At 36.4% G+C, this 13,678-nt stretch carries 10 protein-coding genes and 1 pseudogene; 5 read left to right on the forward strand and 6 right to left on the reverse strand.

Features of this window, described 5'->3' with window-relative positions:
- Window positions 1–117: 117 nt before the first annotated feature.
- From CGC52_RS05685 to CGC52_RS05695, 3 genes are all read right to left on the reverse strand, one after another.
- Window positions 118–480, reverse strand: coding sequence for a four helix bundle protein (locus tag CGC52_RS05685; protein ID WP_013998321.1), 363 nt, complete (start codon window positions 478–480; stop codon window positions 118–120).
- A gap of 205 nt (window positions 481–685) precedes the next feature.
- On the reverse strand, window positions 686–2,098 hold the full coding sequence (locus tag CGC52_RS05690; RefSeq protein WP_095893696.1) for an alpha-amylase: 1,413 nt from the start codon (window positions 2,096–2,098) through the stop codon (window positions 686–688).
- A gap of 202 nt (window positions 2,099–2,300) precedes the next feature.
- The gene (locus CGC52_RS05695; RefSeq protein WP_232745154.1) at window positions 2,301–2,978 is read right to left on the reverse strand and encodes a DUF6261 family protein; all 678 of its coding nucleotides are present in this window, start codon (window positions 2,976–2,978) and stop codon (window positions 2,301–2,303) included.
- 131 nt (window positions 2,979–3,109) lie between these two features.
- Here CGC52_RS05695 and CGC52_RS05700 point away from each other — a divergent pair, with 131 nt between their 5' ends.
- On the forward strand, window positions 3,110–3,355 hold the full coding sequence (locus tag CGC52_RS05700) for a hypothetical protein (RefSeq protein ID WP_095893698.1): 246 nt from the start codon (window positions 3,110–3,112) through the stop codon (window positions 3,353–3,355).
- Window positions 3,356–3,455: 100 nt separating this feature from the next.
- Here CGC52_RS05700 and CGC52_RS05705 read toward each other — a convergent pair whose 3' ends face one another.
- From CGC52_RS05705 to CGC52_RS05715, 3 genes are read right to left on the reverse strand one after another with little or no spacing between them, the layout of a single operon-like run.
- Complete coding sequence (locus CGC52_RS05705; protein ID WP_095894471.1) at window positions 3,456–4,460, reverse strand: SusE domain-containing protein; 1,005 nt, start codon at window positions 4,458–4,460, stop codon at window positions 3,456–3,458.
- 18 nt (window positions 4,461–4,478) lie between these two features.
- On the reverse strand, window positions 4,479–6,059 hold the full coding sequence (locus tag CGC52_RS05710) for a RagB/SusD family nutrient uptake outer membrane protein (RefSeq protein WP_095893699.1): 1,581 nt from the start codon (window positions 6,057–6,059) through the stop codon (window positions 4,479–4,481).
- Window positions 6,060–6,089: 30 nt separating this feature from the next.
- Complete coding sequence (locus tag CGC52_RS05715) at window positions 6,090–9,002, reverse strand: TonB-dependent receptor (protein WP_095893700.1); 2,913 nt, start codon at window positions 9,000–9,002, stop codon at window positions 6,090–6,092.
- A 395-nt stretch (window positions 9,003–9,397) separates the two neighbouring features.
- Here CGC52_RS05715 and CGC52_RS05720 point away from each other — a divergent pair.
- The 4 genes and pseudogenes from CGC52_RS05720 (at window position 9,398) to CGC52_RS05735 (ending at window position 13,461) form a co-directional block, all read left to right on the forward strand.
- Window positions 9,398–10,224 (forward strand): annotated as a pseudogene (locus CGC52_RS05720) (IS1595 family transposase).
- 49 nt (window positions 10,225–10,273) lie between these two features.
- A complete protein-coding gene (locus CGC52_RS05725; protein ID WP_095893701.1) occupies window positions 10,274–11,677 on the forward strand; it encodes a TlpA disulfide reductase family protein in 1,404 nt (467 codons plus the stop codon).
- Window positions 11,678–11,698: 21 nt separating this feature from the next.
- A complete protein-coding gene (locus CGC52_RS05730; RefSeq protein WP_095893702.1) occupies window positions 11,699–12,541 on the forward strand; it encodes a hypothetical protein in 843 nt (280 codons plus the stop codon).
- Window positions 12,542–12,546: 5 nt separating this feature from the next.
- Window positions 12,547–13,461, forward strand: a complete 915-nt coding sequence (locus CGC52_RS05735; RefSeq protein ID WP_095893703.1) for a hypothetical protein — start codon at window positions 12,547–12,549, stop codon at window positions 13,459–13,461.
- The last annotated feature ends 217 nt before the right edge of the window (window positions 13,462–13,678 follow it).

Genomic DNA, 13,678 nt, shown 5'->3' on the forward strand with positions numbered 1-13,678 from the left:
TACGAATTACGAGATTCAATTACGAATTACGGCTCTAATTTCCGTAATTTGTAATTTAAAAATCGTAATTTAAAAATCGTAATTTAAAAATCGTAATTTAAAATTCGCAATTCATTATTATGTTTTTAGTTTATTTTTGATTGTTATTTGTATTTTTCCAATGATTTTAGCTATTTCTTTGGCGTCGTTTAGTAAACTGATACTTTGTTCTTCTGTGAGAAAATCGGTTGCTTCTAATAATCGTAGCCAATATATCGTTTCTCGAGTTTCTTTATAAGCAATGCTTATTTTTGATAAAAAATCTTTATCCGATTGTGCTCCAATAGCTTCTTCAACATTTGCCCCAATTGATGTGCCACACCTCAGCAACTGCTTCGACAAAACCCGTTCGTTATACTCTGAAACTATATAACGATATACATTCACAATCCGAACTGCAAAAGCAAATGTTTTCTCTTGAATGATATTGTCTTTCCTCATCTTAACACTTAAAATTAATTACGAATTACGAGAACCAATTACGAATTACGAGAGTCAATTACGAATTACGAGAATTAATTACGAATTACGGAACCAATTACGAATTACGGAACCAATTACGAATTACGAGAACCAATTACGAATTACGAGAACCAATTACGAATTACGGCTCTAACTTTCGTAATTCGTAATTTAAAATTTGTAATTAATTTGATGTTGACCAAACCCCATAGCTATTTGCTCCCACCGTGATGGTTACCTTTCCGTTAGCATCGGTGACAGGACGTGTGGCACTCTGTTGGGTATAATCTATCAAAGTTTTGTTTTTCCAATGTGTAGGAATGGTACGCGTAGCAGGGGCATTTCCACTGTTGAGGAAAAGCATCAATCCGGGGCTGTTTTCATCGCCTAAACGAAAATCAATAAATTCGGTATCGGAAGCCAAATAGAATTTCTCCTCGCCTACGGCTAAACTACGGTGAATGAGTAACAGATTCTGTATTTTAGCTTTGAACTCATCATTTTCGTAATCCGAAATAAAAATAGTTGGATAGCCGCTATGGGTCAGCATATAGGCATACGCCAAAAGTTTTCGTTCTTTACTGATTATATTATCAAGATTTTTGTCTTTCTCGGTATCGTGATTAGCAACGAAAGTAACCGCCTTATCCGGATAGATGGTTCGAAGCATTTGGTTGCCCATTAAGTGTCGCATATCATTTTTGTCCAAAGCCTGTTCCAATTTATAGAAACATGCAAAGTCAAAAGCCGGGACCCCTCCGCTTTCATCTACCCAATTTTTGAGCTTTTGAGCGTCGCCGTCCCAATATTCTCCTACGGCAAAACCTCCTACCGAAGCCATCCAATCTTTTACTACCCAAGCGCCAAAACTTTTGACATAATCGAAACGCCATCCGTCAAATTTCATTGTGTTTTTGTAATATTTGGCTACAGACTCATCCGATTTCCAAAGCCAATTCTGTACATATTCCTTATGATGGCAGAGGTCTTGTTCTGAAAAGAAATCAGCAGCTTCATCACAACAATGGTAATCATTCGGATGGAAGTCCAAATGACTGCGGTTGAATTTTCCCGAAGCATTGCCGTGTTGCTCGTTGAACATAGTATAGGTTTCTTTGCCTCGTGTAACGTTGTATTCCAATCCACCACCGGAATTATGCCCTAAAACAACATCGGCAATAACTTCTAAGCCGTTGTCGTGGGCTTTTTTTATTAGATTTTCCAATTCGGCACGCGAGCCAAAACGGGTCTCTACGGTGCCGTGTTGGTTATATTCGCCAAAATCAAAGTAATCCGACGGGTCATACCCCATTGAATACCCTCCTGATTGCCCCTTGGTGGCAGGTGGCAACCAAATTCGGTTTACACCATTAGCTTTCCAATCGGTGAGTTTGGTAGCTGTCAAATTCCACCAATCGCCACGAGGTTCTACATCCCAATAAAAAGTCTGCATCATTACCCGATTGCCGTTATCCATTGCCGAGAGATTCAGCGGAGTAACCTCCTGTGGCGGTGTGGGAGCATCGTTATTATCCTTTTTACCGCATTGAAACAGTAGCAGACTAACGAAAACTATTGTTAAAATATTTTTTTTCATAAGTATGAAATCAATTACGAATTACGAGTTACAAATTACGAATTACGAGTTACAAATTACGAATTACGAGTTACAAATTACGAATTACGGTTCTTGCCCCTTGTTACTTTTTCCTTGTTTCTTGAAACTTGGAACTTGAAACTTTATCCTTTATCCTTTTAACTTTATCCTTGATTCTTGAAACTTGAAACTTTTCCCTTGACTATTGAGTTACTTTTTTTATCTCTTCGTTGATAGAATTTACCAAATTTTGATATGCTTGTATTCCTTTTACGATGGTCAAACCATTGATTAGAGTAATAAGTTTGGTAAATGTTGTTTGCATTTGGGCGCGAGTGGTTTGAGTTTTGCCCACCTCAACGGCTCCTTGCTCTTGGGTGCGGTCGGTGTGAAGTGAAGCAAAGGCTTCATTAACTTGTGCAAGTTGCTCAATCCATTGCTCGGCTCCGATGAGCGTTACCATAGCTTTTACTTGAGTAGCGGCTAAATCATCGAGCAGATTACGAATGATAGCCGTTTCTTCACGGAAGGATTGCTTCTGTGGTGATTTACCATATTTTTCGTTGATTAGCACCAATTTTTTAGCAGCTTCAGCTTTCTCTTTCACCGGAAAATTTACAAATAACTTACAATGCCCAATGTAGCCCATCAGTAGTATATCGCGCTGATTGTCCAATTCGGTGATTCGTTGCGTGTACTCGCTCTTTCGTACGGGCTTTAACGAGGCTTCAAAGGCATTAAAATCTCGGTCAAAATCCGTTTTAATAGCCGTAAGTTCCAAATTAGCAAGGTCTTCTTTCTCTAAAAAGTTTTTTACATTCGCCATCACTTGGGCAAATTCCATCAGGCGAACTCTTGATAAATTATGCTTCGAAATCATATTTTTATATTTTTTTATGTTTTTACTTGATGTTTATAGGTAAGTTTATATAATTTGTCTTCTACTTCTGTTCTTTTTAAAGTAATTTTTCTCTTTTTATTTATTACAATAGTACAAAACCCACCGATTTTATGTTTTTGCACCCTTACAAAAGTGGAAATCTGCCCGATTTTATACCCTTGTTGGCTTACAACAGAGTAAAACCCACCGATTTTGTGCTTTTGTACCCTTACAAAAATGCAAATCTGTCTGATTTTATAGATTTGTATCCTTACAAAAAGATAAAATCTCAGGATTTAGAAAGACATAAACATTACATACAGACCCCGAAGTTACATATTTTTAAAACACAAAGCAAACATTTACCTGATTTTTAACATATTACCTCTTCCTCATCGTATAAAAAAACTTCGACTCTCTGCCCTGCGTATTAACAAAATTGCTTAGCCTAAGAGTCGAAGTTTGTCATTATAAAACCTATTTGATGGAATATGTAGGCGGTGTTACTGAGAAATCAACCGTAATGGTATATGTTCCTGCGGTAACGGGAATGTTAGCCCCTCCGGCTTCTAATACGCCATCAGCTTTATCATCTCCGTAGTTAGTATCCCAAGCATTATTCAAGCGAAATTTTATTTCACCATTGACAAGGGTAACTGTTTTCTTCCAAGTATTGGTAGTTCCGTCATATTCTAATGGAATATCATCGTTATCTCCCCATCCTTTGGCTCCGTGTCCAATAATTCCCCACGTATATTTCTCAATGGTGTAGGTGTTTTCGTTAATGTTCCAAACGATTTTGTATATCCCTGCAGTAACAGGAATGTTAGCCCCTCCGTTTTCAAGACTTCCATTTTTCCCGTCATCACCATAATTTTCTGCCCAAGCATTGTTTTTACGGAATTTGATTTCGCCGTCTTTCAAAGCCACATAAGCTATCCTTTCATTGCTATTGGTCGGGTTTTTCCAAAATGGAAGATCGGGACCATCCCACCCATTAGGTGTTGCGTGTCCTACAATACCCCATTCAGTGGGCTCGATAAGGTCAGCATAAGGTGTTATTTTAATCGTTTTTGCTTGGGTAGGAATACTATACGTATTACTAATGGCATCTTTAAGCGTTACTTTTACTTCTGCCTCTGTTCCTGCGGCAAGCTCTAAGTTAGCAAGTAAAATTTTGTTAAGTTCAACGTGAGAAAAACTATATGGCGATTTGGTTACGGATACCTCTTTGCTTTTTCCGTTGCTTTCCAACAAAATGCTGTACGAATGCCCTAAATTTAGGTTCAGCTGTTGCGTTTCCCACGAAACGCTAAGTGCTGTTTCACTTCCTTTCTCTTTGTCCAAAGCCAACGTATTGGCAGACAAACTCATTTCTATTTTAGCTTCGGCATTAAGCACCGCTTTCTCTTCATCTTTCTCACACGATGTGGCGACAAATAGCAGCCCGAATAATGTCCCTGCTTTGAATATATTTTTCATACCCATTTATTTTTACAATTAATATCCCGTGTTTTGTTTTAAGTTCGGATTTGCCAATAGTACACTTGCCGGTATGGGGAAGATATTTCTGTGCTCACTTGTACCTACCCCTGTGATGGCTCCTCCTTTGAATGTCCATAGATAGTCGGCTGTGGTGAATTTTCCGTAGCGAATCAAATCAGTACGACGCAATCCTTCCCAATACAACTCACGAGCACGTTCATCTAAGATAAAATCGGCGGTAAGTTCTGCTTCGGTAATAGGGGTTGCTCCTGCACGTGTGCGTAGTTGATTTACATAACCTACCGCAGTTGCTTTGCTTCCACCTCCGCTACGTACTACAGCCTCAGCATAGTTCAAATAAATCTCTGCCAAACGAATGATAGGCAAATCTGTATCAGGGTGTTTCCCTGACGGGTCTTTTCCTTTGCCTCCTTTTGAAGTACGATTGGTAAACTTAGGCAGTGCATAGCCTTCGGTGAATTCACTAATATTGTTGATTTCGTAGGACTGTCCATCGGTATAAAACATTGCTCGTTGGTCGTTCCACGCTGTTGGCTCTCCGTTAGCATTGGTAGTTTTGGTCTCGAATTTAGATACAAATTCTTTGGTTGTTCTGTATCCGTACCAACCCTCGACAACTCCGTAATTCTCCGGTTTCATTGAGCCTCCGATAGACCCAAGCAACAAGTTAGTAACACCTCCCCACGTATTGGCTTGGATGCCATCGTAGTTCAACACAAAAATAAATTCGTTTTGAGCTCCGTTGGTATCATTATCTGCCATAAACAATTGTCTGTAATCATTATGCAAGGCATATCCTGAGTTGATTACTTTTTCGGCATACGCCACACAATCAGCATAACGCTCGGTGCCTACCCACGTTTTTGCATTCAGATACAAACGGCTCAGTAGCGCTTGTGCAGCGGCAGCATCCACACGTCCGTACTCATTGGATTTTGCTGATTTTAACTCACTTTCAATGGCTTTCAACTCACTTTCTACAAATTGGAATATTTCCTTACGGTTGCTTTGCGTGGGTAAAGTTGCTTGCACTTTGGTTGCTAACGGCACATTGCCGAATAGGTCCATCAAGCAATAGTAAGAATACGCACGCAAAAAACGAGCCTCAGCGATGAATGTTTTTATCTCGGCATCTGTTCCTAAGGCTTCTGCATTGGAAATGAATGAGTTAGCAAAAGAGATTTGTTGCCCCAAACGGTTGTACAATCCTGTGATAAACACATCCGAGCTTGACCAACTTAGGTGATGAAAATCCTTAATGGTTTGGTCAGCCCACCCTACTACGGCGGTTTCTGTGGTAAGCTCTTGAGCAGCGAAGTAAAGACGCGTAAATTGTGAGTATCCTTCATCAATTCCTGCTACGTCACCCTGCCCATTAGGTCCTTGTTGTCCGGTTAAGGCATAGGAAGCATAGACCTTAGCCAAAGCACTTTTGGCTTCTGTTGGATTGGCAAACACTTGCACTTGTGTAAAGCTATCGGGGTCAATAGGCGACTGATCAAGGTCTTTCATACAGCCCGTTAGCGACAAGGCTAAAGCTAATCCGAATATCTTATATGTGGTATATCTTTTCATTTTTCAAAAATTTTATTCGTTGTATTTTGACTAAAAATTCACGCTCAAACCTACCAAATAGGTTTTCGGACGAGGATAGAAATTATTATCAATTCCTCCAAATACCTCAGGGTCTAAGCCTTTGTACTTAGTAAGCGTCAATACATTTTGCATTGTTCCGTACAGGCGAATATTGTATTTTGTAGTTGGGAATGTGTACCCTAAAGTAATGTTATCCAACTTAAAGAAGGAGGCATTCTCTACAAAATAATCACTTATTACACCCAATCCGCTAAGTTTTGTGAACTTGGTGTCGTTATAATTTGATATTAAGTTACGCAAGTACTGTCCATCAACAGCTGTTTCAAACTGACTTAAAGAAGATTGCGTGTTGTTGTACACATAGTTACCGATATTGGCACGTGTAATAATGTTCAAATCCCAATTTTTGTAGTTGAAATCCATCGTTAATCCCATTGTTACAGGAGCAAATGGTGATTTGTACAAGTAGCGGTCGTCGTTATTGATAACTCCATCGCTGTTTCTATCAACGAATACGTTTTCAATAGGCTTACCATTAGCATCGTACACTTGTTGGAATACGAAGAATGCAAATGGAGTTTGCCCCTCTTGGTGGCGTTGAACTTCATTATCAGTTCCTCCTGAGACACCTCCAACGTCTTCTACTTTCGGAAGTTTCTTCAATGTATTTTCGTTGTAGGCAACATTGTAATTGATTGTCCAACGGAAATCATCGGTACGGAAAGGAGTGTAACCAATGCCCAATTCAATTCCTCGGTTTTCCATATTACCAATATTAGCATTTACTTCGTTACTGAAATTGGTGAAGGCATCCACAGTGCTTGGTGCAATCAAATCTTTGGTCAGTTTACGATATACATCAATAGTTCCTGTTAAGCGATTTTGCCAAAAACCAAAATCAATACCTGCATTGATCGTATTACCGATTTCCCAACGCAAGTCGGTGTTTACTACACTTGGTCGGTAGGTTTGGTAGAATTTATTTCCAAACTGATACGATGCTCCGTTTGTACTACGTGTATAGTTGGTTAAGAAAATATAATCTCCTAATCCGTTAACGTTACCCACTTCACCATATCCTAAACGTAATTTCAACTCATTAACCGCTTCATTTTCTTTTAGGAAATTCTCATTAGCGATGTTCCACGCCAATGCTACCGATGGGAAATATCCCCAACGATGCTCTTTTGCTAATTTAGATGAGGCATCAGCACGAAGTGTTGCTGTGAGCAAATATTTATCTTTGTAGCTGTAATTGGCACGACCAAAGAAAGACATCAACACGTTTTTGCTTTTATCAATTTTTGGTGTTTCTTTATTATCCCCCGGATTTACAAAGGTTTCATACAACATTTCATCGTCATCAAATTCAAATGATTGATATGAATGCCCTGCCATCAACCCAAAACTATGGTCGTTGATGTCTTTGTTATAATTTACGTAAGCATCGAACAATTTGTTAGTGGCTTTACTCTCATACACTTTGTGATTTCCTGCAAAGTTGCTTGACGAATTGGGATAACGAGGGTCGATAATTCTATCTCCTTTACCATTACTGTGGTCTAACCCTACATTCACCGTAGCGATTACCTCAGGAAAGAAAGGTAATTTGTAATCGGCTTTTAAATTTCCGATGAAGTTATACACTTTGGAGTTGTCATCAGTAAGGAATAACATCGCCATTGGGTTAAGCGGGGCTAAACCTCCGAGAAGCCCTGTTACCGAGTCTGACCACGCACTATAACCTGCATAACGTGAAGTTGGGTCATAAACCGGTTTGGTTGGGTCATAGCCTACGGCTGCACCAATAGCACCCTTTTCAGCAAAGCGGTTTTTCATAAATGTTCCGTTAGCATTCAGCTCTAATTTTAGGTGATTGTCCAACAAACTTGGTGTCAATGTTACTTTGGCAGTAGTACGTTGGAAGTTATCGGTACGAAGTACACCATCGGCATACGAATGCCCAACAGAAACACGGTAAGGCACTACCCCACCTGCCGAAACACTCAATGTGCTGTTACTCATTGGTGCTGTCTGATAGATTTGTTTTTGCCAATGGGTATCAGCCGTTCCTAAACGAGCTATCAGATTGGCTTTTCCGGTGCTTGTAATGAGGTCTCTGTACTGAGAAGCGCTCATCACATCTACATAATCACTTACGTTTTGTAAAGATAAGCTCGTATTGAAACTGATTTTCATGTCCTGCCCTGCTCTTCCTTTTTTGGTGGTAATCATAATTACCCCATTGGCAGCACGTGATCCGAAAATAGCTGTTGATGAAGCGTCTTTAAGTACCGTCATACTTTCGATATCTTCAGGGTTTACCAAATTAAAAATACTACGTGACCCTCCAACGCCTCCGTCATTCATAGGTACGCCATCAATTACAATAAGCGGATTTGAAGATAAGGATAACGAACCATTACCACGTACACGGATGGTTTGCCCCTCACCTACAGCACCCCCTGCTGAGGTCATCTGTACTCCTGCTACTTTACCCTGCAACAATTGATCGGCATTTACCGCCGGTGCTTTGTTAAAATCTTTCTCATTTACCAAATTTACCGAACCGGTAACATCTTTTTTCTTAGCAACACCGTAACCAATAACTACAACGTCATCGAGTTGTTGAGCATCTTCTTGGAGCGTTACGTTTAAAACAGTTCCGTTCACGGTAATTTCTCGACTTCTAAAACCTATGGAGGAGAAGACCAATACTTCGCCACGATCGGCTTTCAATTCATAATTTCCGTCAAAGTCGGTAGCTGTTCCACGTGAAGTCCCTTTAACGACTACCGTAACTCCCAACAGCGGATCGCCTGTGGTTGCGTCTTTGACAGTTCCTTTTACGATTTGTTGAGCATACATCCCTACAGAAACGAAAAGAAACAAAAGCAAAATACGTAGTTTTAACGATTTCATAAATATTTCTTTAATAGTTAAACGATTTTATATAACAATTTTTACTTCTCGGCTGTAAAACTACAACTTTTTTTGTTACGAAAAATTTCTTGACGAAATAAACCGAAACGAAAACGATGGAGTGTGGATAACTTTTCGAAATTTACTGACAAAAGTCAGTAAAATCAGATGTTTTTTATGGAAATATTTTGTTTTTATTTTCTCAAAATAAACTCAACAAGGATTTCGCTTTTTAATTTGAAATGTTTGTTAGACAATCAAATTTAAGGTTTTTTGAAAAAAACTTTTTGAGTTCCTCTATATTTTCATATTTTTGTAACTGATAAAATCAGTTAGTTATGGAAATTTTTAAAGGTCAAAATCTTTTAGAATTCCCTTAACGCTTCAAAACTGACTTGGATTGTGAAAAATATTTAGCTCATTGCAAGTGAGAAAAAGGCTTCGTATGTCGCAGATGTGGGCATACAAAAAGCTAAATTCGTAAGGATTTTTCAAGAACTTGTAACATTTGTTCTGATACAGAAAGCCCTACGGCAGGAACACTTTTTCACAAAGTAAAATTCGGACTTCGTAATGCTTTTTTATTTGTTTTGAAATCGAAGATTCGACGAAGTCAAATGCGTGCAACCACTGTCTTACAAATGTCTGTTCGTTACGCAATTACCGAAGATACGGCTCAATTGTTTATGCACAAAGTTCGTGAAGCGATGAAATCCAATGAATTACATAAAATGAAAGGTAAAGTTCAAGTGGAGGAAAAGAAGAAGGCAAACAAGGACAAAGCTACGACTCAAAGAAAAAGAAGATAGTTTGTGGGATCGAACTGACCGATGACAGAAAGGTTAAACGATTATATACCAACAAAATAGAAGATTATTCTGCTAAATTATTGCGAACTATTTTTAATAAATATATTGACAAATCAGCCCAAGTAACCACTGATGATTGGAAAGGTTACAGACCTATTAAAGATTTCAATATCAAACAAATACCGAGTAATAAAGGGAAGAATTTCCCTATTTTACATACCATAATACACCAAGTAAAAAGTTGGTTGAGAACGATTTATTGTCGAGTTTCAGATTTCAATATGAGTAGATATTTGACTGAATTTTCATACCAAATTAATCGTTCTGAATCCAAAAATAATATATTCAACAACCTCATCAAACGAATGATTGACACCGAGCCTGTCTATCATAGAAATTTGATATGTAGTTAAGTATGGAACTCAAAAAAATATAAATAGCTTTTTCCTAAAATTTATATTTATGAAAAAATTTATTGTATTTATTTCGTTAATAATATTAATTTCTTGTAGTGATCAAAACAATTCCATTGCGGAACAAATTAAAACAAATAGTTCAGTTTTAATTCTAAAAAAATTTCATCCAACAGAAAAATATTATTTTAGTAAATACCATTACACATTGACTTTGGATGCTCCTGTTGAAGTGATTAATCCTAATTCATTTATCAGGCAAAAATATACAAATTTTAAAGGTAATTCAGATACAATATCAATAACTAACGAAAGTAAAGTAATGATTGCTAAGGTAACACATTCACCTTTTATAAGTAATACCTATTACTTAAAAGCAGGAGATACACTTGTTGTTGATTTTTCAGATTTACGTAACATCAAGGAATATTATCAAAGCAAAAATGCCTTACAAGGTGATATAGAACCGATTTATGTTAAAGATTCTATTGACATACAAGTAATGTTTTCAAATGATAAACAACAAAGAAAAGCAAATCACTTAAAGGATAGTTTACGCTTAGTAGAAAACGAACGAAAATTAGATTCTTTATTTGCTCAAAATCTGGTAACCTCTTTTATTTATGATGCAAGAAAATTGTCTTATTTCTATTCACATAAAACAAAAAATATTGACATCAATGATGAAAGTCATCTAAAACACGATTCAATTATAGGAATTAGAGCTTACCAATCTTATGTAAAATCTTTTACAGCAAAGAAATTTACCATTAAACTCACATCAAGTGATTATGAGGTGTTCTATGAACCTTTGTCTATGTTTGATGCGGTTTACGATTCTAATTTCTACGGAGAAAACGTAAAAGAGTTTTTGCTTTATGAGTCTTTAAAAAATATGCAACATAAAACCTCATTTACTGACATTAAACTTCGATTGGATAAATTCAATAAGGTCACAAAAGATTCGTTGCTAATCACAGAATTAAAAAAGAGTTTTTTACTTGATTTTGATGAGTTAATTACAGATAAAAATAACATACATTTCATTGATTATCAAAAACAAACAACCACTCTATCTAAACTTTTAGAAGCCAATCAAGGGAAAGTAGTGTACGTGGATTTTTGGGCGAGTTGGTGTATCCCCTGTCGAAAACAAATGCCTTTTTCTAAAAAATTGCATCACAAATATGGTGATAAAGTGGTTTTTGTTTATATTTCCATTGACACAGATTTTGACAAATGGCAAAAAGCAGTAGCCCAAGAACAATTGGCAATAGACGGAAATAATCTGTTTGCAGTGAATTATCCAAAAGCAAATTTTTATAAAGAGTTGAATCTGCGTTCCATACCACGTTATTTGCTTTTCGACAAACAAGGAAAGTTAGTACACAAAAACGCTCCACAACCTGATTCACAAGAAATTCAAAAAGAGTTGGAGGAATTGTTGGAATAAGTAAAAATAAGAAGTTTAACAATGAAATATATATTAACAATTTTTCTAATCGCTATTTTTCCAAATATTAACGCTCAAACTCAAGTGTTGGACAAGAAAAATGGGCAACCAATAGCCGATACTTATGTATTGCTTCAAGTCGATGGAAAAAACATCGCCACCACCAAAACCGATGAAAATGGATATTTTAACTTGCAGATTCCAAGTAGTTTATCCAAAACCAAGTTGATTTTCACCCATTTAGGGTATATTGATTTTCAAACCGAAAATGTGTCAGAAAAGAAATATTTTTTGGAAAGAAAAGTTTACAAACTGGACGATGTTACAGTAACTCACAATGAAAAAAAAGAATGGCTACCATTTGGGTTTAGCACAAACCTCAACATGAATAGCTATGCGGTAACGTTCATTCCTGCGACCTTTAAAAATAAAAGAAAGAAAATCACAAAATTAAAATACAGATTAGCTGATTTTAATGGAGTTAAAGGATTAAAATATCAACCTTTTAAAGCCAATTTACATTCGGTGGATACGCTAACGAGTTTGCCCTATAAAGTCATTTTCCAAAGTGAGGTCATTCGTAGGAAAGATAACAAAAAATGGACAATTATTGACATTAGCAACGAAAACATCACAATGCCAAAAGAGGGAATTTATGTGGTTTTGGAAACCTTGGACAAATCATATTATGACAAAAATTTGTATTACACCCGTAGCGGTTCGGTAATAGAGCCTGTACCAACATTAAAAATGGAACCTTCCAAAGGTGGAAAAAAATCATTCCTAAGCAGGAATATCCATAGCAAGGTACGTTGGGAAAAACAACCTTACATTTTCTGTATGGATATAGAAACCGAAAAATAAACCGTATGAAAAAAATCTATCTTTTGTTTTTAATTTTCGTAAACATCAGTTTTTCACAAGAATACACGCTTTTGGACAAACAAGGGATTGCTGTTTCTTATGCTCATTTATTCTTAGATGATGTATTTTTTGCCTATTCAGATGAAAAAGGGAAGTTTAATATACCACAAAAACCGTTTGAAAAATTAGAAATTCAGCATATTTCTTTTCAAACAAAAACCTTAAAAAGGATTGAACTCCCAGAAAATAAACAAATCGTATTAGAAGAAAATACCTTTGTATTGAGTGAAGTGGAAGTTTCAAGCCCTAAAAAGCGAAAGAGAAAAACATTGTTGCCAGAAAAATCACTTTTGAATACAATTATGGAAAAAGCTGATATACAATTGATTTACACACATGGTTCAAATCGCATTGAATATTCATTTCTTCCAACGGTGTATGAATCGAAAGCTGTATATATACCAAATGAAAAACCTAATAAAAAAGCCTTTATAAAAAAAATTATTTTAGAATCTCGTGATAAACAAATAGAAGGAGATACGCTATATATTCCATTTCGTGTTAATTTAATGAGTTATGATACAATAGCTAATCTACCAAATGAAAAAATCCGAACAGAAGATTGGGTGGTAGGTAAACGAGTTGGTGAACGTGTTGAAATTGAAGTAGATAAGTCCGTGATTCTTGAATTTCCAAAAGAAGGAATTTGTGTGATGGTTTCAGTTTATGTGCCTGAATTTTATATAAATAAAAGGATGACTCCTCCTCGTTTTGAAACAGTATCTATAATAAAATCTTCCTTGTTTAGAGAATATAAATTAACTCATAGAAGAGATTTACAATTTTGGGAAGAGATGCCATATAGTAAAATCCGTGAACAATGCTTTAACTTTGGAATAGAAATAGAATATCAAGATTAAACCGTGTAAAATCAAATGCCAAAATTCCCTTTTTATAAACAAGATGTAGTGCTATACTTTCTGAAAAATTACACCGAATAATCATTCTTTTTAAACGAAAAAAATAGGCACATTAGTGAAATACAACTTTTGAAAGAAAAAATGTGGTTTATTTTTGTGTATCCATAAAAAAACATTACATTTGCCTCAACAATTCATACTTCTCAAAAAAACTATA

The organism is Capnocytophaga sp. H2931, assembly GCF_002302535.1.
Lineage (GTDB): Bacteria > Bacteroidota > Bacteroidia > Flavobacteriales > Flavobacteriaceae > Capnocytophaga > Capnocytophaga canis.